The organism is Pseudoroseomonas ludipueritiae, from assembly GCF_014490445.1.
GTDB classification, from domain to species: domain Bacteria; phylum Pseudomonadota; class Alphaproteobacteria; order Acetobacterales; family Acetobacteraceae; genus Pseudoroseomonas; species Pseudoroseomonas ludipueritiae.
In genome coordinates this window covers 1-23,266 of record NZ_JACTUZ010000063.1, presented here as the reverse complement: position 1 = coordinate 23,266, position 23,266 = coordinate 1, and the positions used below count along the sequence as shown (strand labels likewise).

The window sequence follows — 23,266 nt, the reverse complement described above, 5'->3', positions numbered from 1 at the left end:
CGGCGGGCAGGGCGGCGGGCGCCGGCGGTGGCGCGGCCAGGCGGTCCAGCGGCAGTTCCGCCAGGGCCTCGTCGACGCCCCAGTCCAGTTGCAGGCGCAGCGCCGCCAGCAGGGCGGCGGTCTCGGCTTCCGCTGGGCTGGGCGGGGCGGGGTTCATGGTTGGCATATCGGCCGGGGTGCCGGGTTCGCGCAAGGGTTCCGCAGGGCCCGTGATCCGGCTAAGCCCGGCAGGCGGGATGCCGAGAATACGATTCAAGAGGGACAGAGAATGACCGAGCGGGAGAGTATGGAATTCGACGTGCTGATCGTCGGCGCGGGCCCGGCCGGGCTGGCGGCGGCGATCCGCCTGAAGCAGATATCTCCCGACATGGCGGTCTGCGTGGTGGAGAAGGGCTCCGAAGTGGGCGCCCACACGCTGTCCGGCGCGGTGCTGGAGCCGCGCGCGATGGACGAGCTGCTGCCGGACTGGCGGGAAGACCCGCCGGCGCTCACCACCCCGGCGGGCGAGGACAGCTTCCTCTACCTGACGGCGACCAAGGCCCATAAGCTGCCGACGCCGCCGCAGATGCACAACCACGGCAACTACATCGTCTCCCTCGGCAATGTCTGCCGCTGGCTGGGCGCCAAGGCCGAGGCGCTGGGCGTCGAGATCTATCCGGGCTTCGCGGCCTCCGAGACCATCATCGAGGATGGCCGGGTGCGCGGTGTCGTCGCCGGCGTCATGGGCATCACGCGCGAGGGCGAGGAAGGCCCGAACTTCCAGCCCGGCATGGAACTGCGCGCCACCTATACGCTGTTCGGCGAGGGCTGCCGCGGCTCACTGACCAAGAAGCTGATGGCGCAGTACAACCTGCGCGAGGGCGCGCAGCCGCAGACCTATGGCCTCGGCATCAAGGAACTCTGGGAAATCCCGAAGGAGAAGCACACCCCCGGCAAGGTGCTGCATTCCACCGGCTGGCCGCTGCAATCCGACACCTATGGCGGTTCCTGGCTCTACATGTTCGGGGAGAACCTGGTCTCCATCGGCTTCGTGGTGGGGCTGGATTATCCCAATACCTGGCTCTCGCCCTTCGATGAGTTCCAGCGCCTCAAGACCCATCCGGCCTTCCGCGCCATCCTGGAGGGCGGCAAGCGCGTGGCCTATGGCGCCCGCGCGCTGAACGAGGGCGGCTTCCAGTCCATCCCGAAGCTGGTCTTCCCCGGCGGCACGCTGATCGGGGATTCGGCGGGCTTCCTGAACGTGCCCAAGATCAAGGGCACCCATACCGCCATGAAGAGCGGCATGCTGGCCGCCGAGGCCGCCGCCGCCGCCCTGGCGCAGGGCGCGGAGGAAGCGCCGGCGGTGCTGGATTCCTACCCCGCCTCGCTGCGCGAAAGCTGGGTCTGGCCGGAGCTGCAGGAGGTGCGCAACATCCGCCCCGGCTTCGCCAAGTGGGGCTTCTGGGGCGGCATGCTGAACGCGGCGGTGGAAACCTATGTGTTCCGCGGCAAGGCGCCCTGGACCCTGGCGCACCATACCGACCACAAGGCCACCAAGCCGGCCGACCAGTGCCCGAAGATCAGCTACCCCAAGCCGGATGGCGTGCTGACCTTCGACCGGCTGTCCTCGGTTTTCCTGTCCAACACCAATCACGAGGAAGACCAGCCGGCGCATCTGAAGCTGCGCGACCCCTCGCTCTGGAAGCCGGTGAACTGGGACCGCTTCCGCTCGCCCGAGAGCCGCTATTGCCCGGCGGCGGTCTATGAGGCCGTGGGGGCGGAGGAAGGCGACCCGCGCCTGGTGATCAACGCGCAGAACTGCGTCCACTGCAAGACCTGCGACATCAAGGACCCGGACCAGAACATCGACTGGTGCACGCCGGAAGGCGCGGGCGGCCCCAACTACATCGGCGGCATGTAGCGCCTCAGGGCCAGGGGATCTCCGGCCGGCCGCAGGCGGCGACATGGCGTCGCTCCTGCGACCGGTGGGTATCGAAGACCACGCGGATATCCACGACGCAGCCGGGCTGGCCGGTGAGCGACACGCGCTGCCGGCGCCCATCCGCCAGGCTGCCCCGGCCCAGGCGGTCGTTGCCCCAGCTCTCCTCATGGCTGGGGGAGATATAGAGTTCGCGGATCGTCTCGCCGCTGCGGTTGATGAAGGTGAAGGACAGCCCTGCCTCATCCTCCCCCTCGCGGCTGATGCGGCCGCCGGGGCCGTCCTTCGCCAGTTCCACCCAGCCGCCAGGACCCTCCGCCCGGCCACCGGGATTGGTGAAGACGATGCGGTCCAGCCGGCAGGCATCCACCTCCATCTTCTCCTCCTCCTGCCCGCCCTCGTATTCCACCTTGATGTCCAGCACGCAGTCCTTGGCGGAGGGGGTGACGCGCACCTGCTCCCCGGGCTTCACGAGGGTGCCGCCCAGGATGTCGTAGCCCCAGTCCGTGAGGCGGGAGGGCGAGACATAGGCATGCTCGATGGTCAGCCCTGCCTGGTTGACCAGCCAGAAGCGGTTCTGGGCCAGGGCAGGGGTGGCGGAAAGGCCGGCGGCCAGCAGCGCCAGGGCCAGCAGAAGCGGTCGCATCAGGTCCTCCATCGCGCGGCACGGCGCGCATTCCCTTACATTCGGAAGCATGGCCGCAGCCGCAAGGTGCCACGGTGCTTTCCGTGCCTGTTCCGCGCGAAGGAACGGCGCCTGCGCGCAGGGCGTTCCCAGCCGCCGGGAATTGGCTCTAACCTGCCAGTCATGCTCGCTCTCATCCCCTCCCGCCGCGCCGCGCTGCTGGCCCTGGCCCTGCTGACAGGCACCGCAGCCGGTGGACTGCCCTGGCCGGGCGCCTTCGCCGCCCCGGCACCCGCCTCAGCCCCGGCCACCGCGGAAGCCAGGACGCGCGTGACAGCCAGCGGTGCCTATCTGGCTGGCCGCTTCGCCACCAGCGAGTCGGACACCGCCGCCGCCGCCGACTGGCTGCTGGAGGCGCTGCGCCTGGCGCCGAACGAGCCCGAGGTGATCAACCGCGCCTTCCTGGCCACGGTGCTGGACGGCCGGCCGGAAGCGGTGCGGGTAGCGCGGCGCATGCCGGAAAGCGAGGTGGCGGCGCTGCTGCTGGCCGGCGCCGATGCCATGGCCGGCCGCTGGGAAAGGGCCGAGACACGCCTGCGCGGCATGGCGCGGCAGGGCGCCGGCCAGGTGCTGCAGCCGCTGCTGCTGGCCTGGGCGCAGGCGGGGCGCGGTAATTTCGATGCCGCCCTGGCGACGCTGAAGCCCACGGTGGAGGGCTCCCGCCTCAGCGGCATCGCGGCGCTGCACGCGGCCATGATCGCCGATCTGGGCAACCGGCCGAAGGAAGCCGACCGGCTGATCCGCGTGGCGCTGGCCAATACGCCGGAGGTGAACCTGCGGCTGGTGCAGATCGCCGCCGGCATCCTGGGCCGCGCCGGCAAGGAGGCCGAGGCGATGAAGCTGGTAGAAAGCATCTCCACCGGCACTGACGACCTCGCCATGCTCGGCACCCCCGCCGTGCGCCGCCGCATCCTGCAGGAACGCGCCGTGGCCTCCGCCGTGGAAGGTATGGCGGAGGCCGAGCTGGCCCTGGCCGCGGCGCTGCGCGGACAGGGCGGGCCGGAGCTGGCGCTGCTGCTGGCGCGGCTGTCGCTGCGGCTGCGGCCGGATTTCGCCCCCGCCATGCTGGTGGCCGCCGAGGCCCTGACTGGCGAGAAGCACACCGATGCCGCCCTGGCCGTGCTGGGGAACGTGCCGCAGGACGACCCGCTGCTGCCCCTGGTGCTGCTGCGCCGCGCCACCCTGCTGGACCAGCTGGACCGCCCGGATGAAGCCATGGCCACCTTGGCCAGCCTGGCCCAGGCGCGGCCGGATTCGCCGCAGCCCATGGCGCGGCTGGGGGACCTGCTGCGGGCGCGGCAGCGCTTCCCCGAGGCGGTGGAGGCCTATGACGCCGCCATCGCCCGCGCCGGGGAGCTGAAAGCCAGCGGCTGGCCGCTGCTTTATGCCCGCGGCATTTCGCTGGAGCGGTCCGGCCAGTGGCCGCGCGCGGAGGCCGATTTCAAGCGCGCGCTGGAGCTGGCGCCGGAGCAGCCTTACGTCCTGAACTACCTCGGCTATAGCTGGGTGGAGCGGGGCGAGAACCTGACCGAGGCGCGGGAGATGCTGGAACGCGCCGTGGCGCTGCGGCCGCAGGACGGCAATATCGCCGACAGCCTGGGCTGGGCGCTGTTCAAGCTGGGGGACCTGCCCGGGGCCACCAAGTGGCTGGAAAAGGCGGTGGAGCTGGAATCGCGCAACTCCACCATCAACGACCACCTGGGCGATGTCTATTGGGCCACCAGCCGGCAGACCGAGGCGGTCTACCAATGGCGCCGCGCGCTGATTTCCGACCCCGAGCCGGATGAAGGGCCGCGCATCGAGGCCAAGCTGCGCGAGCGGCAACCGAACCCCGCCCAGCCTTGAGCGGCCTGCCCCTGGCCGGGTGGGAAGCCGCCCCAGCGAAAGTGAACCTCTACCTGCATGTCACCGGGCGGCGGGCGGATGGCTACCACCTGCTCGATTCGCTGGTAGCCTTCGCGGGTGCCGGCGACCGGCTGCGGCTGGAGCCCGCCGGGGCGTTGAGCCTGGCGCTGGAAGGCAGCGAGGGCGCCACCCTGGCCGCCGAGCCGGATAACCTGGTGCTGCGCGCCGCGCGCCTGCTGGCCGAGGCCGCCGGCATCCCCGCCAGCGGCCGGCTGCGGCTGGAGAAGAACCTGCCCGTGGCTTCCGGCATCGGTGGCGGCTCGGCCGATGCCGCGGCGGCGCTGCGGCTGCTGGACCGCGCCTGGGGCCTGGGCACCGCGCCGGAAGCCCTGGCGGCCCTGGCGGCACGCCTGGGGGCGGATGTGCCGGTCTGCCTGGAATGCCGTGCGACTCGCATGCAGGGCGTGGGCGAGATCCTTTCCGCCGCGCCTGCCATGCCGGAATGCGGCATCCTGCTGGCCAATCCGCGCCTGCCGCTGCCCACCCCGGCGGTGTTCCGCGCGCGGCGGGGCGATTTCACCCCACCCGCCGTGCTGCCTTCCGGCTGGGCCGATGCCGCCGCCATGGCCCGCAGCCTGGCCGCCTGCCGCAATGACCTGGAGGAGGCCGCCATCAGCCTTTGTCCCCCCGTGGCGGAGGTGCTGGCGGCCCTGGCGGCGCTGCCCGGCTGCCTGCTGGCGCGGATGAGCGGCTCCGGCGCCACCTGCTTCGCGCTGTTTCCGGATGCCGGATCGGCGGAAAGCGCGGCGGCAATCTTGCCTGAAGCGTGGTGGCGGTGGGGAGGGGGCTTTACGAATCCCCCATTGCCCGCCTATTCAGCGCTGGCCGGTGGGGCGTAGCCAAGCGGTAAGGCAGCGGTTTTTGGTACCGCCATTCCCAGGTTCGAATCCTGGCGCCCCAACCAGCCGGCCTTTCTGAACAACAGCCGCCCTGGCGAGCGCTCAATTCCCCCTGTTGGCGGCAACCACCGTGCGCAGCCCTGGCCTGGCGGTTATGCCGCGTCCTGGCGCGGCGGCTCGCGGCCTTCGCGGGCCTGATGCGCATACATCAGGTCGATCAGGTCGCTCGCGGCGGCATCGACGCTGGCGGTTGTGCTCGCCATCAGCGTGGCGGTCAGGACCAGTTCCGCCCCGTCACGCCGCCGCCGGCGGGTGTGGACCGCGAAGCGGGAACCCAGGCGCTGCTTCAGTTCCTCGGCCGCTGCTTCCACGGCCACGTCGTCCGCACCCTGCAGCGTCACGCGGATGCCAGTCTGGCGGTTGCCCATCTTCCAAGCCCCCCATGATGTCTGCGCCGACTGTGTCCGCCGCCGGGTTCTGCCGCCAGGGCGGAAAAGCGGGGATTACGGGGGAACCTGGGGATGACCGGGCGCGAAGGCGGATAAGCTTGGCCTTCGCGCCGCGTGCCGCCCCTCAGGCGGCCCGCACCTGGCTGACGAAGCTGTTCACCTCCCCGGTCAGTTGCTCGGACTGGCGCGACAGCTCCCCGGCGGCGGCCAGGACCTGGGACGCCGCGGCGCCGGTGTCATTGGCATTGCGGCTGACGGCGCCGATGTTGCGCGACACCGCATCCGTGGCCTCCGCCGTGCGCTGCACGGTGCGGGCGATCTCACCGGTCGCCGCGCTCTGCTCCTCCACCGCCGCGGCAATGGTGGTGGTGATGGCGCTCATGTCGTCGATGGCGCTGGTGATGCCCTGGATGGCGTTCACCGCCTCCTGCGTCGCCGCCTGGATCTGGCCGATCTGCGCGCTGATCTCCTCCGTCGCCTTGCTGGTCTGCTGCGCCAGGCTCTTCACCTCGCTGGCCACCACCGCGAAGCCCTTTCCGGCCTCGCCCGCCCGCGCCGCCTCGATCGTGGCGTTCAGCGCCAGCAGGTTGGTCTGGCCGGCGATGGAGGTGATCAGCCCCACCACCTCGCCGATCTTGCTGGCGCCCTCGGCCAGGGCGCGCACCGTCACGTCGGTCTGGCGCGCCCGGTCCACCGCCATGCTGGCCACGCCGGAAGCCTGCGTCACCTGCCGGTTGATCTCGCCGATGGAGGCGCTCAACTCCTCCGCCGCCGCCGCGACGGTCTGCACGCCGCCGCCGGCGAGCGATGCGGCATCGGTCACCTCGCCGGCCTGGGCATTGGTCTGCTGCGCGGTGGCGGACATGCTGCGCGCCGTGGCTTCCAACTCCGTCGAGGCGGAGGAAAGGATGCCCACCATATCGCCCACGCGGCTCTCGAAGTCGCGCACCAGCTTATCCACCTGACCGGCGCGCTTCTCCCGCCCGGCGCGGCTGACCTCCTGCTCGGTGCTCAGCCGGTCGGCGGCGATCATGCTGTCCTTGAAGACCTGCACCGCCGCCGCCATGCCGCCGATCTCGTCGCCCCGCCCGGTGCCGGGGATCGGCGCCGCCATGTCGCGCTCGGCCAGCCGGCGCATCGCCGCCGTCATGGCCAGGATCGGCGCCGCGACTCCGCGCACCACGGCCATGCCGGTGGTGATGCTGAGCAACGCCGCCAGCAGCATCACCGCCACGATCCAGAGGCGGGCGGAGGCGCCCAGTTCCTGCCCATGCAGGCCGGCGGCCTTGCCGCCCGCCGTCTGGAAGTTCCGCGCCGCCTCGATGGCATCGCGCAGCCCGCCCAGTGCCGCGCTGGCGGGACCGAAGAGCATCTCCGTCGCCCGCGCCTGCTCGCCGGCCCGCACGGCCGCCACCATCTGGCGCGACACGTCCTGGTACTGGCGCCAGGCGCTGTCGATGGTAGCGACGAGCTGCGTCTCCCTGCCGAGCGAGACGAGTGGCCGGTAGCCGGCCAGCGCCGCCTCGACGAGGCGGGTGCTGTCCTCCACCAGCCTCACCGAATCGGCGACCTTGTCGCCCTGCCGCAGCAGCATCTGCGATTCCCGCGCGCGCAGCTTCTCGAATTCCATGGCGAGATCGCCGAGCACGGTGCTGGAGGGCAGCCAGTTGGTGGCGACATCCGTCGCGGCGGCATTCACCTCGCCCAGGCGGTTCATCGAGAAGCCGCCGAGGCCGAGGGTACAGAGCAGCGCCAGCGAGAAGGCGGCCAGGATCTTGTTGCGGATGCTGAGATGCGAGAGGGATTGGAACATGGTCGACCCAAGGAGCTGAAAGCCACAGCTTAGGTCGCGGGGATTAACGCCCTCTCTATGCGGCGTGGCGGCACCGGAAAAGGCGCCATGCGGCCTCAGGCGGGGGCGGAGGTGACAATGGCTTTGACCCGGCTGGCCAGGGCTTCCATGGAGAAGGGCTTGGTCAGCATATGCGTGTTCTGCTCCAGCATGCCGCTGCCCAGGACCGTGTTCTCGGCATAGCCCGTGATGAAGAGCACCTTCAGGTCCGGGCGGGTCTGCCGTGCGGCATCGGCCATCTGGCGGCCGTTCACATTGCCCGGCAGCCCGACATCGGTGATCAGCAGGTCGATCTGCACATCCGATTGCAGCACCTTCAGCCCCGATGTGCCATCGGCGGCCTCGATGGCGGCATAGCCGAGTTCCTCCAGCACCTCGGCCACCAGCATCCGCACCGTCGGCTCGTCATCCACCACCATCACCGTCTGCTCCGCCTCGGCGCGCGGAAGGCTGGGCAGCTGGGACGGCGGGTTGGCTTCATCGGCCTCGCCCAGGTGGCGGGGCAGGAAGAGGCTGACGGTGGTGCCGCGCCCGACCTCGGAGCGGATGCGCGCCTGCCCGCCGGACTGCTTGGCGAAGCCATAGATCATGGAAAGGCCAAGGCCGGTGCCCTGGCCGGTCGGCTTGGTGGTGAAGAAGGGGTCGAAGGCACGCTCCGCCACATCGGGCGGCATGCCGGTGCCGGTGTCGGTGACGGAGATCGTCACATATTCCCCGGGCTCCACGCCATGCAGGCGCGCGGTGGCGTCATCCAGCCGCGCATTGGCGGTCTCGATGGTCAGCAGCCCGCCATCCGGCATCGCGTCCCGCGCATTGATGCACAGGTTCAGGATGGCGTTCTCCAGCTGGTTGGGGTCGCAGAGTGTGGGCCAGAGGCCCGTCTCCAGCGCCGTCTCCAGTGCGATCCCCGGCCCCACGGTGCGCTGGACCATGTCCAGCATATCGGCCGCCAGCTTGTTCGGGTTGGTGGGCTTGGGGTCCAGGGTCTGGCGCCGCGCGAAGGCCAGCAGCCGGTGCGTCAGCGCCGCCGCGCGGCTGGCCGCGCCCTGGGCCGAGTTGATGTAGCGGTCAAGGTCGCTGAGCCGCCCCTGCGCCACGCGCGCCTTCAGCAATTCCAGGCTGCCGCTGATCCCGGTCAGCAGGTTGTTGAAGTCATGCGCCAGGCCGCCGGTGAGCTGGCCCACCGCTTCCATCTTCTGCGCCTGGAACAGTTGCTCGCGCGATTGTTCCAGTTGCTGCTGCGCTTCCCGACGCTCGGTCAGGTCGCGGGTGATCTTGGCGAAGCCCATCAGCTGGCCTTCGTCATAGATCGCGTCGATCACCACGCTGGCCCAGAAGCGGGTGCCGTCCTTGCGGATGCGCCAGCCCTCGGCCTCGTAGCGGCCCTGGCTGCGCGCCGTCTCCAGGGCCCGCCTGGGCAGGCCGGCGGCGACATCCTCGGGCGTGTAGAAGCGGGAGAAATGCTGGCCCACAACATCCGCCAGCGCATAGCCCTTGATGCGCTCGGCGCCGGCATTCCAGTTGCTGACCCTGCCATCCGGGTCGAGCATATAGATCGCGTAATCCGTCACGCCTTCCACCAGGAGGCGGAAGCGCCTTTCGCTTTCCATGGCGGCGATCTGCGCCTTGCGCTGCTCCGTCATGTCGCGGGTGATCTTGGCGAAGCCGATGAGCCTGCCGTCCTGGTAGATGGCGTCGATCACCACCATGGCCCAGAAGCGGGCGCCATCCTTGCGGATGCGCCAGGCCTCGGCGGAAAAGCGGCCACTTTCCGTGGCGATCCGCAGTGCCTTGGCGGGCAGGCCGGCGGCGCGGTCCTCCTCCGTGTAGAAGCGGGAGAAATGCTCGCCGATGATCTCTTCGGCCGTGTAGCCCTTGATGCGCTCCGCGCCGGAATTCCAGCTCATCACATGCCCATCCAGATCGAGCATGAAGATGGCGTAATCGACGACGCTCCGGATCAGCAGTTCATAGGTACTGGTGGTCAAGGACACCTTGGCTTTGTTCCTTCGGTCCCCTGGGTCAAGGGCGCTGAACCCGGCTTTCATGGCGCGAGAAAGATGGCCGCAGAAAGATCGCCACAGGCGGCCATGTCATAAGATGCGTTGCGGCGGCCCGCGTTTCAAACCTTCAACTCCTGTGGATCATCGGCAATGCGGCCCAGCCGCATCATCATGATCGCATGCACCAAAGCGTGTCGGAGATGGCTTCTGCGCCGCATCTTAGGTTGAACAGGGCAGCCCCGGCAATCGCCGGCTCCCCCGCCGCTGCCGCGCGCCGGCGGTGTTCCACGCGAGGCCGGCGCCGCCGCGCCACCACGCGCCGCACAAGTGGCGGTGGCGGCGGCAGGAAACGGGGGCTCCGGCGGGGCGTTGCCACCGCATGAATGGAGCGCAAGCAGCCATGACCCGTCCAGATATCATGCCGATGGTTCTCGCGGATCAGGACCCCGAGCCCGCCGTGCCCGCCACGCCCACGCCCGAGCTGCCCGGCCTGCCGCCCAGCACGCCGCAAACGCCGCAGCCCACACCGCCGCCGGGCGCGCCGCCGGAACTGCCCGGCCTGCCCCCTTCCATCCCGGAGCCGCAGGGGCCAGGACCGGAAACCCCGGTGCCCTCGCAGCCGGCGGAAGTGCCCTCCATCAGCCCGCCGGGGCCGCAGATGCCGCAGCCGGTGGCCTGAGCCGGGGAAGGGGCGGAGGAAGGCCCGCCCCTTCCGCCGTCAGGCGAGGCCGAGTTCCTTCAGCACGCTTTCGGTATCGGCCTGGTCCTTGGCGACAAAGGCGGCGAAGTCCTGGCCGGCCAGGAAGGCATCGTCCCAGCCGCGCGTCTTCAGCAGCTCCGCCCAGGCGGGAGTGGCGTGCAGGGCGGCGGCGAAATCGGCCAGCGCGCGCTGGCCGGCGGCCGGCACGCCCGGCGCCGCGAAGATGCCGCGCCAGTTGGTGGTGGTGACGTCGTAGCCGCTTTCCCGCAGCGTCGGCACATCCGGGTGCAGGCGGCGCGTGCCGCTGGTGGCCAGGGCGCGGACGCGGCCGGCGGCCACCTGCTCGGAGAATTCGCTCCACCCCGCCACGGCCGCCTTCACCTGGGCGCCGATGACCGCCGATTGCGTGGCGCCGCCACCGGGGAAGGAGACGAATTGCGCGTCCAGCGCCTTTCGCCCCAGCACCTTGAACAGCAGGCAGAGCACGATGTGGTCCACCGTGCCTCCGCCGGCGCCGGCAATGGGAATACCGCGCGGCTCGGCCCGCAGGGCTTCAGCGAATTGGCGGATGTCGCGGAATTCGCTGTCGGCGGGCACCACGATCACCGCGGCTTCCTCGGTCAGCCGCGCCACCGGCACCACGTCCTTCAGGCTGACGGGCGACTTGCTGGCGATGGCGGAGCCGACGACGCTGGAGCCCGCCACCAGCAGGCTATCCGCCTTACCGCGCCGCTGCGTCACGAAACGCGCCAGCCCCACCGTGCCCGCGCCGCCCGGCAGGTTCTCGAACTGGAAGCGGCCGACCAGCTTGGCCTGGGTGGCGACATGCTCCATGGCCCGCCCCAGCCCGTCCCAGCCGCCGCCGGGGGCGGCGGGCACCAGGATGTTCAGGTTGGGCAGGGCCTCGGCGGCAAAGGCATGGCGCGCGGGCGGCAGGAATGGCAGCGCGGCGGCGGCGATCAGGCTGCGACGTTTCATGGGGAACGTTCCTCGTTGTGTTTTGGCGATTCCCCTTGCCGGTCTGGCGCCGGCATGGCGGGGCAGGCAGTATTTTCAGTCGGGGAAGAGCACTCTCCCTTCCATCAGGCGGCGGGCGGTGCGGTAGACCACGGCTTCCTCGGCCAGCAGCGTGCCGCCTTCCAGCCGGGTGCGCGCGGTGACGGGCAGAATGCCGGAAGGATGCGCGACGCGGATATCCTCCTCCGCCCCGCGCGGCCGGGCCAGGCGCTGCACCAGGCTGCCTGGCACCCGCGCCGCGACGGCGAGGCACATGGCGCCGGTCAGCGGCGTCGCCTTGTGTGGCTGCCCGGCGGAGATCATACGCGCCAGGACATCCATGGAAGCGGCGGGCAGGATGCTGCCATCCGCCGCCGGGGCATCCTGCGGCGGCGCCAGCAGCGCGACCTGGGGCAGGTTCCGCAGGCGGGTGCGGGCTTCGTCGAGGTCGCGCACCAGCCCCATCGCCAGGGCGGCGGCGGCGCGGATATCCTCGAACCGTGCCAGCCGCTCCGGCGTGCTCAGCGCGGCCGGGCTCTCGGTGCCGGAAAGGCTCAGTGCCGCGGCGGTGACAAAGACCACCGGATTGGCGGCATCCACCATCGAGGCTTCGATCACGCCCAGCCCCGGCACGTCCAGCTTGTCCAGCGCCCGGCCCGTGGGCAGCAACTGCCCGGTGGCGGCGCCGCCAGGGTTCAGGAAGGCCAAGCGGATCGGCGCGGCGGTGCCGGCGATGCCCTGCAAGGCGAAATCCCCGCGCGGCGCCAGCCGGCCATTCTCCAGCGGAAAGCGGGCGACGATGATCTTGCCGGTATTGGTGTTGTGGATGCGCACCGTGGCTTCGTCGCCGCTGGCCGCCACCAGACCTTCCTCCACCGCGAAAGGCCCGACGGCGGAGGAGATATTGCCGCAATTGCCGCGATAGCCGACCACCGGCGCATCCACCTGCACCTGGGCAAAGGTATAGTCCACATCGGCATCGTCCCGCGTCGGCGGGCCGATCACGGCGATCTTGGAGAGCGAGGAAATGCCGCCCCCCATGCCATCGAGCTGCCGCCCATTGGGGTCGGGGCTGCCAAGGGCGCCCAGGAAGATCGGGTCCCATTCCGCCTGCGCCGCCGGCAGGTCGCGGCGGTGGAAGAACAGGGCGCGGCTGGTGCCGCCGCGCATATAGACGGCGGGAAGACCGCGCAGGCTCATGCCGCCTGCTCCTGTGCCGAAAGGTTGCGCAACATGAAGGGCAGGATGCCGCCGGCACGCCAGACGCGCGCGTCGTAGCGGCTGTCGAGGCGGCAGAGCAGGGGCAGGATTTCTGCCCGTCCATCGGCGCGGCGCAGCGTGGCGCGCAGCACGGCGCCGGGCTGGGCCTGATGCGCCAAGTCCTCGACCTCGAACAGCTCGGAGCCATCCAGCCCCAGCGTCAGCCGCGTCGCGCCGCCGGTGAATTCCAGCGGCAGCACACCCATGCTGACGAGGTTGGAGCGGTGGATGCGCTCGAAGCTCTCCGCGATCACAGCCTGCACACCCAAAAGCGCCGGCCCCTTGGCCGCCCAGTCGCGTGATGAGCCGGTGCCGTACTCCCGGCCCGCCACCACCACCAGCGGCACGCCCTCGGCCTTGTAGCGCGTGGCGGCGGCGAAGATCGTCATCACCGCGCCGCTGGGCATGTGGCGCGTGAAGCCGCCTTCCTGGCCCGGCACCATCTCGTTCCGCAGGCGGATATTGGCGAAGGTGCCACGCATCATCACCTCATGATTCGCACGCCGCGCCCCATAGGCATTGAACTCGCCGGGGGAGACCTGTTGCTCCGCCAGGAAGACTCCCGCCGGGGACTGCTGCGGAATGGCGGAAACCGGAGAGATATGATCGGTGGTGATGCTATCCCCCAGCAGCAGCAGTATCCGAGCGCCGGAAAGGGATGGCGGTGGCGGCTCACCGGGGGGCAAGGCGTCGAAATAGGGCGGGCGGCGGATATAGGTGCTGCCCGGGCGCCAGGTGAAGCGCGTGTCGCCGCCGGCGGGCAGGGCGCGCCAATCGTCATCGGCCTGGAAGAGCGGCGCGTATTCCTGCCGGTAAAGCTCAGGGGAGACGGCATCGCGCAGCACCGCCTCGATCTCGCCGGCGCTGGGCCAGAGGTCGTGCAGGAAGACATCGCGGCCCTCGCGGTCCTGGCCGATGGGTTCCGCCGTCAGGTCGCGCGTGACGCGCCCGGCCAGCGCATGGGCCACCACCAGCGGCGGCGACATCAGGTAGCCGGCGCGGGCCAGCGGGTGGATGCGCCCCTCGAAGTTGCGGTTGCCGGACAGCACGGCGCAGGCCACGAGATCACGGTCCTTGATGCGCGCCGAGACATCCTCGGCTAGCGCGCCGGAATTGCCGCCGCAGGTGCCGCAGCCGAAGCCGGTGAGATGGAAGCCCAGCGCATCCAGGCTGCGCTGCAAGCCGCTGGCTTCCAGATAGCGCGCCACGACGCGGGAGCCGGGGGTGAGCGAGGTCTTCACCCAGGACGGCACGGTCATGCCGCGCGCCACGGCCTTCTGCGCCAACAGGCCGGCACCCACCATCAAAGCCGGGTTGGAGGTATTGGTGCAGGAGGTGATGGCGGCGATCACCACCGCGCCATCCCCGAAGCCATCCTGCCAGCCATACCCGGCATCGCGCTTGGTGAAGCTGCTGAGGCTTGCGGGGATATTTGCCAGCGGCACGCGGTCCTGCGGGCGGCGCGGGCCGGCGACGCTGGGCTCGACCTCGGAAAGGTCGAATTCCACCAGCGTGGCGAAGCGTGGCTCCGGTGCGCCCGGCTCTCGCCAAAGTCCTTGCGCGCGACAATAGCTTTCCACCAGTGCTACCTGACCCGCCGCGCGGCCGGTGTCGCGCAGGTAATCCAGCGTTACCCGGTCCACTGGGAAGAAGCCGCAGGTGGAGCCGTATTCCGGCGCCATGTTGGCGATGGTGGCGCGGTCCGCCAGCGTCAACGCGCCATCCAGCGCCGGGCCGGTGAACTCGACGAATTTCTCCACCACGCCCAGGGCCCGCAGCCGCTGCGTCAGGGTCAGCACCAGATCGGTGGCGGTGGCGCCGGGGGGCAGGGTGCCGGTCAGGCGCACGCCCACCACCTGCGGCAGGCGGAAGACCAGCGGCTGCCCCAGCATGGCGGCCTCACCCTCGATGCCGCCGACGCCCCAGCCCAGCACGCCCAGCGCATTGACCATGGTGGTGTGGCTGTCGGTGCCCACCAGCGTATCCGGGTAGGCGAGCGTCCGCCCACCCTCCTGCCGTGTCCAGACCACCTGGGCCACGTGTTCCAGGTTCACCTGGTGCAGGATGCCGCCGCCGGGCGGCGCCACGCGGAAATTGCCGAAGGCATCCTGCGCCCAGCGCAGGAAGCTGTAGCGCTCAGCATTGCGGCGGTATTCATTGGCGACATTGCGCGCCATGGCATCGGGCGTGCCGGCATGGTCCACGATCAGCGAGTGGTCCACGATCACATCCACCGGGATCACCGGGTTCACCTTGCGTGCATCGCCGCCGCGCGCGGCGAAGGCATCGCGCATAGCGGCGAGGTCCACCATGCCGGGCACGCCGGTGAAATCCTGCATCAGCACCCGTGCGGGGCGGAAGGCGATGTCGCCAGGCGGCGTCTCGCCCTTCGCGGCGGCCAGCAGGGCGTCGATGTCGCGCTGCGTCACCGTGTCGTCGTCATAATGCCGCAGCAGGTTTTCCAGCAGCACGCGCAGGCTGAAGGGCAGGGCGCGCAGGGTAGCCTCGCCGACGTTGCCGGGGAGGTCGATGCAGTCGAAGACCTGCTCGCCCAGGCGCAGGCTGCTGTGGCGGATCATTCCGGAAGTTCCTCGGCAGGAGAAGGATTTTTGGCCGCCACGGCGTCAAGCAGCGGCGCCAGCGCGGCATAGGAGGCGGTGACGTGCCGCCGCATCTGCCATTCGGCCATGTCGGGGTCACGGTCGGCGATGGCATCGAGGATGCGACGGTGCTCCACCACCGCGCGCCGCCCGCGCCCCGCCACCTTGCGGAGCTGGGAGCGGTAGAGGCGCAACTGCTGGTACAGTTCGCCACACAGCAGCCCGTCCAGCAGGGCATTGCCAGCGGCGCGGGCGATGGCGACGTGGAAATCCTGGTCCATGGCGCCCAGGGCATTGGGTGCGTCATCGCCGGTGGCGGCGATGCTGGCCTCCTGGCGCGCCAGGATGTCGCGCAGCCGGGCGAGGTCCTCCTCCCGCATCGCCAGGGCGGCGCCGCGCGCGGCCATGCCTTCCAGTGCTTCCCGCACCCCGTAGATCTGCCGGAAGGTATCGGCGGAGAGCGTCACCACCCGCGCGCCTAGGCGTGGCGCCCGCTCCACCAGGCGGCGCTCCTGCAAGCGGTTCAGCGCCTCCCGCAGCGGGCCACGGCTGACGCCGTACTGGCGCGCCAGCACCGGCTCGCTGAGCTTGCTGCCCAGCGGGATCTCGCCCTGGATGATGGCCTCGCTGAGCCGCAGGAACAGCGACTGCGCCAGCGCGCCCTCTTTCAGGGCATCAGCGTTGTTGTTGACATTTTCCTCCATTGGGACGGAACGGAAGCACGAAAGCGTCTGCTGGGCCAGCCGAAAGTCAGGAAAATGTCGACAACAAGTCAGCCGGGCAGATGCGCCGGCATATTGTCCAGCAGTCGCACGTCGCCCAGGCCGGCGGCGGCCAGCAGTCGGGCCTCGCCCGCCTGGCCCGGTGGCCAGGGGGCCATGCTGGCGGGCTCCACCAGCGCCAGATAGCCGGGCGCGAAACCATCCGCCCGCAGCGCGGCGGTGGTGGTGGCCAGGGTCCCCTCCGGCGATGCGCCGGCGGCCATGGCGGCGATGGCCTCCCGCATCCGCCGCGCCAGCACCGGCGCCAATGCCCGCTCGGCCGGGGAAAGGCGGATATTGCGGGAGGAAGAGGCGAGCCCATCCGGCTCCCGCACCGTGGGATGGCCGATGATCCGCACCCGCATGTCCAGGTCCGCCACCATGCGGCGCACCACCTGAAGCTGCTGCCAGTCCTTCTCGCCAAACACACCCACATCGGCGCCGCTCTGGTTGAAGAGCTTGGCGCAGACGGTGGCGACGCCGCGGAAATGCCCCGGCCGCGCCGTGCCCTCGAAGCCCGCCGAGGGGCCCGCCACCTCGATCACCGTGGCGGCGCCCGGCGGGTACATCACCTCCACCGGCGGCAGCCAGACCAGGTCGCAGCCCACACCTTCCAGCTTCCGCAGGTCACCGGCCTCATCGCGCGGATAGCGGGACAGGTCCTCGTTGGGGTTGAACTGCAACGGATTGACGAAGATGGAAACCACCACGGCATCGGCATGCCGCCGGGCTTCCTCCACCAGGGCCAGGTGACCGTGGTGCAGCGCCCCCATGGTGGGCACCAGGCCGATGCGCCGGCCACCGCTCCGCAGCGAGGCCAGTGCCTCATTCAGTTCCGACAGGTTTCGCGCGATCTTCATGGCGCGCGCTCTGCCCGAGGTTTCATCCGGGGGCAAGTCCGCCGGATGGTGTCAGGCCACCGGCAGGCCGATCAGCCGGGCCGCTTCCATCGCGGCCTCGCGGGAGGGGGGCAGGATCGGGCGCTGGCCATGGCTGAGCAGGATCACGCTGACCACGCGCGCGATCCATTCCACGTGCATCTCACGCGCCATCCAGAACCATTCATCCGGCTGACCGGAGGCGGTGGCGGATTCCGCGCGGGCGCGGGCCAGCAGAGCTTCCATCTGCTGCGTCATCCGCTCGCCGCGCATGGCCTCCCGGCATTCGCCGATCGCCTGGGAGGCACCCTCGAAGGCCATGGCCGACTGGGGGCCGCGGCGGCGCATCCGGGCCTCTTCCAGCGTGTCATCCAGCAGGATGTTGAGGAAATCCCTGATCAGCACCGCCGCCTCCCAGCCATCATCACTGAGCCTGGGGGCGGCGGCGGCCGGCTTCAAGCGGAAGAAGCACCGTTGCCGGCCTCGTGACGAAGGCTCAGCCGGCGGCCAGCACCGCCTCGACGATGCGCTGCACCTCCAGCGCCTCCCGCAGCGTCGCCAGGCCCTGCGGCTCGCCGCGTGTCAGGGCGGCCAGCTTGTCCATCTGGCCGCGCAGCGTCATCGGGCGCATCCGCTCGTTGGGAATGGCATCGGGGGCCATCTGCCAGGTGCCATCGGCGCCCAACCGCTCCGCCAGCGACCAGTTGCGCAGCCGGATGCTGCCGCCGGCACCGGTCAGGGTCCAGGCATTCGCCTCGTCCTCGGCGATTCGGCCGACGCTGCCGGACAGGCGCACGGGGACGCCACCGGCCGTCAGTTCGGCCTGGATGGCGGTCTCCGACAGGTCGCCGCCCGGGAAATCCGCCTTGGCGGAGAGCAACTGCATCGGTCCCATCTGCCGGCGCGTCAGGAACAGGAAATGCGACAGCACTTCCCGCGTGAAGCCACCCTCGGCGCGGCGGGACAGCCAGCCGGAGGCATCCTTTTGCCAGCCGCGCGGCCAGCGGGCGAAATGCGCCTCCACCTCCAGCCGCTGCGGCACGCCGATCTCCTCACGCCAGGCCGCGATCTGCGCCACGGCGGGGGAGGAGGCCATGGGGAAGTTCACCCCGGCCCGCGCGCCCTGGGCCTCGGCTTCCGCCACGAAGGCCTCGGCCTCGGCCAGGTCGGTGGCCAGGGGCTTTTCCAGCAGCACGGCCTTGCCGGCGGCGATGGCGGCGCGGGCCAGCGGCACATGGGCGGCGGGCGGCGCGGCGATGTAGAGCGTGTCGCAGCCCGCGATCACCGCTGCCGCATCCGGCGCCATGCGCAGTTCCGGGTCGATGGCGGCCAGCCGCGCCGCGGCCTCCGGCGAGGGGTCCCAGATGCCGGATAGGCGGAAGGCCGGGTGCGGCAGCGCCTGCCGCAGCAGCCTTTCGCCCATGATGCCAAAGCCGATGATGCCAAGGGCGAGCGCCGCCATGGAAACCTCATATACACAACCGGCGGCAAATTAAGGCGCGCGCGATGGCCGGGCCAGCCCCCGGCCGGCGCCAGATTGCGGGGGTGGCGGCAGGCCGGGCATGATCCGGCGCATGTACGCCGATCTGAATCCCCTGGCCGGCATCGTCGCCGCCTTCCTGCTCGCCTTTCCAGCGCTGTTCTCCATCGTCAATCCGCTCAGCGGCGCGCTGATCTTCAACCAGGTGATGGAGGAGCGCGGGCTGGCGGAGCGGAACTGGCTCGCGCGCCGGGTTGGCTTCTACTCCCTGATCGTGCTGCTGGTCTCGCTCTGGGGCGGAGCCTATGTGCTGAACTTCTTCGGCATCTCGCTGGGCGCCCTGCGCCTGGCCGGCGGGCTGGTGGTGGCGGTGCGCGCCTGGAGCCTGCTGAACGCGCCGGAGGAACACGAGGCCCGCAAGGAACAGCAGGCCGCGCCCGCCGGAGATGCCGAGGATGTCGCCTTCTTCCCCCTGACGCTGCCCTTCACCACCGGCCCTGGCAGCATCGCCGTGGCCATCGCCCTGGGCTCCACCCGCCCGCGTGCCGGGGAGCCGGGGCTCTGGACCTTCCTGGTCGGCGTGACGGCGGCGGCGGTGGCGATGGCTGCCTGCGTCTGGGTTTTCTACAGTTCCGCCAGCCGGCTTGTGGCACTGCTGGGGCGGGACGGCGCGCGGGTGGTGAACCGGTTGGCGGCCTTCCTGCTGCTCTGCATCGGCGTCCAGATCGCCGTCAGCGGCGTGCAGGATGTGCTGACGCCCATCATCTACAGCGCCATCTCGGCGCGCTGAAGACGCCGGATGAGCGCACGGCAGCCCCGCCGCACGGCTCGCATCCCGCTGTTCCCGGCGGGCGGCGCCATTCCTGCCTATGACCTTTACGGAGAGCCGCAGGCGCGCGCCTCACTGGACCCCGTGCATCTGGAGGCGCTCTACACCCGCAGCCAGCGGCATGACTGGAGCATCCGCCCGCACCGCCACCGCAACCTGCACCAGGTCTTCTGGATTCAGCAGGGCGGCGGCACGGTGCAGGGGGAGCGGCGGCGCTTCACCTTCACCGCGCCCTTCCTGCTGCTGCTGCCGGCGGGCGAGGTGCATGGCTTCCGCTACGACCAGCCCAGCAGCGGCTATGTGCTGACCCTGACCGATGCCTTCCTGGCCACCTGCCGCGGGCTGATGCCGGAGCCCTGGCAGCCGCGCGAGAGCATCGCCCTGACCCTGCGCCGGCCGGACCCGCTGCGCCGCGCGCTGGATGCCGCCTTCGCGCAACTGGAGCGCGACTTCCGCTGGAGCGGCCCGGGGCGCGGCGCGGCGGTGGCGGGGCATGTGCTGGTCATCCTTTCGCTGCTGCAGCGTGCGGCGGCGGCCGAGGCCTCGGCGCGCCAGCCGCGCTCGCCGCAGGCGGAACTGGTGGCGCGCTTCCGGCGCCACCTGGAGGACCACTTCATCGAACATGCCGGGCTGGCCGAGCATTGCCTGAAGCTGGGCGTGACGCCCAGCACGCTCTCCCGCGCCTGCCGCGCCGTGACCGGCCATTCGCCGCTGGAGCTGGTGCATGAGAGGCTGATGCTGGAGGCGCGGCGGATGCTCAGTTACAGCTCGTTGAGCATCTCCCAGGTCGCTTATGCGCTGGGCTTCGAGCCCACCTATTTCTCCCGCTTCTTCACGCGGCGGGAAGGCATCTCCCCCCTGGCCTTTCAGCGCGCGGCGCGGGGGGAGGATGCGGAGATCAACTCAGCAGATGCACCAGCCAGAGGCTGATGCCGGGGAAGAAGATGCAAAGCGCCAGCCGCACCAGGTCCGTCGCCAGGAAGGGCATCACGCCGCGATAGGTGCGGGCGATCGGGATATCCGGCGCCAGGGATGAGACCACGAAGACATTCAGCCCGATCGGCGGGGCCGTCAGCCCGATGCCCACCACGATCAGCACCAGGATGCCGAACCAGATGGCGGTATCGGCGCTGTCCATGCCGAAATCCAGCGCGGTGACCACGGGAAAGAACACCGGCAGGGTCAGCAGGATCATCGCCAGCTCGTCCATCACGGCGCCCAGCGCGATATAGGCCAGCAGCATCGCCGCCAGCACGCCATAGGGCGGGAAGCCCTGGTCCGTGATCCACATGGCCAGCAGGTCCGGCGCCTGGGACAGCGCCAGGAAGGCATTGAAAACTTCCGCGCCCAGCAGGATCACGAAGATCATGGCGCTGGTTTCGGCACTGGCGCGGATGCTGTCCAGGATGCCGCGCCAGCCCAGGGAGCCGCGCGCGACGCCCACCACCAGGGTGGCGATGACACCGACCGCGGCACTTTCCGTGGGCGTGAAGATGCCGCCATAGATGCCGCCGACAACAACAACCGCGATCAGCAGCACCGGCAGCACCGCCACCAGCGCGGCGCGGCGCTCACCGGCCGGCAGGGCGGGGGCGACGGGTGCCAGCGCCGGCCGCAGCTTCGTCACCACCGCCACGGCCAGCAGGTAGAAACACACCGCGATCAGCCCCGGCACCAGCGCCGCCATGAAGAGCTTGGCGATGTTCTGCTCGGTGCTGATTCCATAAACCACGAGAATGACGCTGGGTGGAATCAATACGCCCAGCGTGCCGCCCACCGCGATGGCGCCGGTGGAAAGGCCGGGGTCATAGCCGAAGCGCCGCAGCTCCGGCAGCGCCGCGCGGCCCATGGTGGCGGTGGTGGCGACGGAGGAGCCGCAGACCGCGCCAAAGGCGGCGCAGGCGCCGATCACCGCCATGGCCAGCCCGCCGCGCCGCCGGCCGATCACCGCGTGGGCGGCGGCGAAGAGATCCCGCGCCAGCCCGCCACGTTCGGCGAGGCTGCCCATCAGGATGAAGAGCGGAATAACGGAGAGCGTGTAGTTGGCGAAGAGATGCCAGGGCGTGGTCTTGAGGTAGTTCAGCAGTGGGTCGAGCCCGACCACGTGGTGATAGCCGGCGGCGCCGGTGATCAGCATGGCGATGCCGATCGGCGCCCGCAGCGCGATCAGCACCAGCATGGCCGCGAAGCCGGTGCCGGCCAGGACGAATTCGGGCGCCATCAGCCACGCCCCCGCAGCAGCCAGCCGCACCAGCGCAGCGCCACCAGCGCCGTGGCGGCGAGGCAGGCGGCGCCGATGCCAATGGCCCACCAGGTGGAGAGTCCCAGCACCATGGTGGTGGTGCCGGAGCCCATGGTATCCATCGCGCCCTGCGCCATGCGCTCCGCCAGCACCAGCAGAATCACGGCCCAGACCAGCATCCAGACCGCGTCGATGCCGCGGTTGACGCGGGCCGGCAGCCAGGTGGTGGCGGTGTCCACCAGGATATTGGAGCGCGCCAGCGTGCCATAGGCCAGGAAGCCGAAGGCGCCGAGGCCGGAGCCGATGGAGACCAGCTCGAAATCCCCGGGGATAGGCTGGCCCAGCAGCCAGCGGCAAAGCACGCTGGCCGTGGTCAGCCCCGCCGTGGCCAGCAGAACGGCGCCGGCGGCCAGAGCGAGGGCGGTGGCGAGTCGCTGCACCGGGCCGCTGGGCACCGGCTCCGCTGGCGCGCTCACCCGGCGGCCGAGGCGTGCTGGGCGATCAGGGCGCGCGCCGAGGCCAGCAGCGCCGCGCCATCGATGTTCTTGTCCTTCATGCTGTTCAGCCAGCTGTCGATGACGGGCTGCGTCGCCTCCATCCAGCGCTTCTTCTCGGCTTCGGTGATGGCGCTGATCTGGTTGCCGCGGCGGCGCACCATCTCCTCCACCACGCGGGCCTGGTCGTCATAGGGCGCGGCGGCGGCGAGCGCGGCGGGCATGCCGCTGTTGTCGTCGATCACCTTGCGCAGCTCGGCGGGCATGGATTCGTACTTGGCCCGGTTCATCGCCAGAATATTGGTGGCGCTGTAGAAGGTGGGTGTGCCGGGGATGGCGGTGTGGAAGCGCACCAGCTCATGCAGCTTGATGCTGGGCACCACCTCCCAGGGCACCACGGCGCCATCCAGCACGCGCTGGCTCAGCGCCTCCGGCACCTGCGGCACCGGCATGCCGATGGGGGCGGCGCCGAGCGCCCGCAAAGCCTCACCGGCCAGACGGGTGGGGAAGCGCAGCTTCAGGCCGCGCAGGTCCTCCATGGTGGCCACGGCGCGGTTGGCATGGATCAGGCCGCCGTCATGCGCCCAGACGGCGATGGGGTGAACTTCCCGCAGTTCCTCGGCCAGATGCTGCTCGGCGAAGGCCTGCAGGGCACGGGAATTCACCGATGCGCGTGAGTCGGCCACGAAGGGCAGCTCGAAGGCTTCGAGGCGCGGGAAGCGGTTGGGGGTATAGCCGGGCAGGGTCCAGATCAGGTCCGCCACGCCATCCCGCGCTTGGTCATAAAGCTGCGCCGGCGCGCCGCCGAGCTGCATGGAGGGGAAGACCTGGACCTTGATGCGGTTGTCCGATTCCTTTTCCACCTTGCGGGCCCAGGGCGTCAGGAAATAGCGCGGCACATTGCCGATGGGCGGCAGGAAATGGTGCATGCGCAGCGTCACCTCCTGCGCCCGCGCATCGGAGGGCCGCAGCAGTGCCGGCGCGGCCAGGAGGCCGGGCAGGGCATGCAGCAGGTTTCTGCGTCGGATCATGGCGTGGTCTCTCCCTGTCAGCATCTTGTTTGGCCGGCGGGCGGCGTGGCGCCCGCGGCGGCGCCACCCCTCTGCGGGCGGCGACTGCATCCGGCGGCCGAAGCATGGGCCGGTGCCGTTCCGACAGGGCGGCCTGCGCCGCTCGCGATTCGGGAGGATAGATGATTTCCGCCGCCTGCCTATGGCGCCGTGCGACGCGGGCGCGGAAACGCGCGCGCGCCGGGCTTCAATGGCTGAAGCCCGGCGCGGTGCGGGAAGCCGTGGCGCCCGGAAGGCCGGGCGGCGTTTCTGTTAACGGGCGGCGAGGGTGTTGCTGGCGCCGCTGGTGGGGAGGTAGGCGACAT

Annotated in this window: 20 protein-coding genes and 1 tRNA gene; 7 read left to right on the top strand and 14 right to left on the bottom strand. The window is 70.5% G+C overall.

Features of this window, described 5'->3' with window-relative positions:
* Positions 1–268: 268 nt before the first annotated feature.
* Positions 269–1,900, top strand: coding sequence for an electron transfer flavoprotein-ubiquinone oxidoreductase (locus IBL25_RS14470; protein WP_187779251.1), 1,632 nt, complete (start codon positions 269–271; stop codon positions 1,898–1,900).
* 4 nt (positions 1,901–1,904) lie between these two features.
* Here IBL25_RS14470 and IBL25_RS14465 read toward each other — a convergent pair whose 3' ends face one another.
* A complete protein-coding gene (locus IBL25_RS14465) occupies positions 1,905–2,564 on the bottom strand; it encodes a Tat pathway signal protein (protein ID WP_238940436.1) in 660 nt (219 codons plus the stop codon).
* A 162-nt stretch (positions 2,565–2,726) separates the two neighbouring features.
* On the opposite strand from IBL25_RS14465, the gene IBL25_RS14460 reads away from it, so the two are divergent.
* The 3 genes from IBL25_RS14460 (at position 2,727) to IBL25_RS14450 (ending at position 5,412) form a co-directional block, all read left to right on the top strand.
* A complete protein-coding gene (locus IBL25_RS14460) occupies positions 2,727–4,448 on the top strand; it encodes a tetratricopeptide repeat protein (RefSeq protein ID WP_187779249.1) in 1,722 nt (573 codons plus the stop codon).
* Positions 4,445–5,347, top strand: coding sequence for a 4-(cytidine 5'-diphospho)-2-C-methyl-D-erythritol kinase (locus IBL25_RS14455; protein ID WP_238940435.1), 903 nt, complete (start codon positions 4,445–4,447; stop codon positions 5,345–5,347). The genes IBL25_RS14460 and IBL25_RS14455 overlap by 4 nt, the downstream gene beginning before the upstream one ends.
* Positions 5,338–5,412 (top strand) — tRNA-Gln (locus IBL25_RS14450). Before IBL25_RS14455 ends, IBL25_RS14450 begins: the two co-directional genes overlap by 10 nt.
* 87 nt (positions 5,413–5,499) lie before the next feature.
* On the opposite strand, the gene IBL25_RS14445 is transcribed toward IBL25_RS14450, so the two are convergent.
* From IBL25_RS14445 to IBL25_RS14435, 3 genes are all read right to left on the bottom strand, one after another.
* The gene (locus IBL25_RS14445; RefSeq protein WP_187779248.1) at positions 5,500–5,775 is read right to left on the bottom strand and encodes a hypothetical protein; all 276 of its coding nucleotides are present in this window, start codon (positions 5,773–5,775) and stop codon (positions 5,500–5,502) included.
* A 145-nt stretch (positions 5,776–5,920) separates the two neighbouring features.
* Positions 5,921–7,609: a methyl-accepting chemotaxis protein gene (locus IBL25_RS14440; protein ID WP_187779247.1), complete on the bottom strand. Its 1,689-nt coding sequence runs from the start codon at positions 7,607–7,609 to the stop codon at positions 5,921–5,923.
* Positions 7,610–7,704: 95 nt separating this feature from the next.
* On the bottom strand, positions 7,705–9,642 hold the full coding sequence (locus tag IBL25_RS14435; protein ID WP_367615614.1) for a hybrid sensor histidine kinase/response regulator: 1,938 nt from the start codon (positions 9,640–9,642) through the stop codon (positions 7,705–7,707).
* A 409-nt stretch (positions 9,643–10,051) separates the two neighbouring features.
* On the opposite strand from IBL25_RS14435, the gene IBL25_RS14430 reads away from it, so the two are divergent.
* Complete coding sequence (locus IBL25_RS14430) at positions 10,052–10,330, top strand: hypothetical protein (RefSeq protein WP_202986776.1); 279 nt, start codon at positions 10,052–10,054, stop codon at positions 10,328–10,330.
* 39 nt (positions 10,331–10,369) lie between these two features.
* Here the strand turns inward: IBL25_RS14430 and IBL25_RS14425 are convergent, their stop codons facing one another.
* The 7 genes from IBL25_RS14425 to IBL25_RS14395 form a co-directional block, all read right to left on the bottom strand.
* Positions 10,370–11,329, bottom strand: coding sequence for a Bug family tripartite tricarboxylate transporter substrate binding protein (locus IBL25_RS14425; RefSeq protein ID WP_187779245.1), 960 nt, complete (start codon positions 11,327–11,329; stop codon positions 10,370–10,372).
* A gap of 75 nt (positions 11,330–11,404) precedes the next feature.
* Entirely contained in the window at positions 11,405–12,547 is a 1,143-nt protein-coding gene (locus IBL25_RS14420; RefSeq protein ID WP_187779244.1) for a 2-methylaconitate cis-trans isomerase PrpF family protein, read from the bottom strand.
* Entirely contained in the window at positions 12,544–15,186 is a 2,643-nt protein-coding gene (acnA, locus tag IBL25_RS14415) for an aconitate hydratase AcnA (protein ID WP_187779243.1), read from the bottom strand. Before acnA ends, IBL25_RS14420 begins: the two co-directional genes overlap by 4 nt.
* Positions 15,183–15,911, bottom strand: coding sequence for a GntR family transcriptional regulator (locus tag IBL25_RS14410; protein ID WP_187779242.1), 729 nt, complete (start codon positions 15,909–15,911; stop codon positions 15,183–15,185). Before IBL25_RS14410 ends, acnA begins: the two co-directional genes overlap by 4 nt.
* 68 nt (positions 15,912–15,979) lie before the next feature.
* Positions 15,980–16,828, bottom strand: a complete 849-nt coding sequence (panC, locus tag IBL25_RS14405; protein WP_187779241.1) for a pantoate--beta-alanine ligase — start codon at positions 16,826–16,828, stop codon at positions 15,980–15,982.
* Positions 16,829–16,879: 51 nt separating this feature from the next.
* Positions 16,880–17,251 (bottom strand): hypothetical protein, encoded by a 372-nt coding sequence (locus IBL25_RS14400; RefSeq protein ID WP_194433719.1) that lies wholly within the window; start codon positions 17,249–17,251, stop codon positions 16,880–16,882.
* A 91-nt stretch (positions 17,252–17,342) separates the two neighbouring features.
* A complete protein-coding gene (locus IBL25_RS14395; RefSeq protein WP_187779239.1) occupies positions 17,343–18,308 on the bottom strand; it encodes a Gfo/Idh/MocA family protein in 966 nt (321 codons plus the stop codon).
* A 112-nt stretch (positions 18,309–18,420) separates the two neighbouring features.
* On the opposite strand from IBL25_RS14395, the gene IBL25_RS14390 reads away from it, so the two are divergent.
* Together IBL25_RS14390 and IBL25_RS14385 are read left to right on the top strand one after the other, a co-directional pair.
* Positions 18,421–19,116: a MarC family protein gene (locus tag IBL25_RS14390; protein ID WP_187779238.1), complete on the top strand. Its 696-nt coding sequence runs from the start codon at positions 18,421–18,423 to the stop codon at positions 19,114–19,116.
* A 9-nt stretch (positions 19,117–19,125) separates the two neighbouring features.
* A complete protein-coding gene (locus IBL25_RS14385) occupies positions 19,126–20,085 on the top strand; it encodes a helix-turn-helix domain-containing protein (protein WP_187779237.1) in 960 nt (319 codons plus the stop codon).
* Here IBL25_RS14385 and IBL25_RS14380 read toward each other — a convergent pair.
* From IBL25_RS14380 to IBL25_RS14370, 3 genes are read right to left on the bottom strand one after another with little or no spacing between them, the layout of a single operon-like run.
* On the bottom strand, positions 20,054–21,376 hold the full coding sequence (locus IBL25_RS14380) for a TRAP transporter large permease (RefSeq protein ID WP_187779236.1): 1,323 nt from the start codon (positions 21,374–21,376) through the stop codon (positions 20,054–20,056). The genes IBL25_RS14385 and IBL25_RS14380 overlap by 32 nt on opposite strands.
* Positions 21,376–21,852 carry a TRAP transporter small permease gene (locus tag IBL25_RS14375; RefSeq protein WP_367615613.1) on the bottom strand — a complete coding sequence of 159 codons (477 nt, stop codon included), beginning with the start codon at positions 21,850–21,852 and terminating at the stop codon, positions 21,376–21,378. The genes IBL25_RS14380 and IBL25_RS14375 overlap by 1 nt, the downstream gene beginning before the upstream one ends.
* A gap of 17 nt (positions 21,853–21,869) precedes the next feature.
* Complete coding sequence (locus IBL25_RS14370) at positions 21,870–22,922, bottom strand: TRAP transporter substrate-binding protein (RefSeq protein ID WP_187779234.1); 1,053 nt, start codon at positions 22,920–22,922, stop codon at positions 21,870–21,872.
* Between the last annotated feature and the right edge of the window lie 344 nt (positions 22,923–23,266).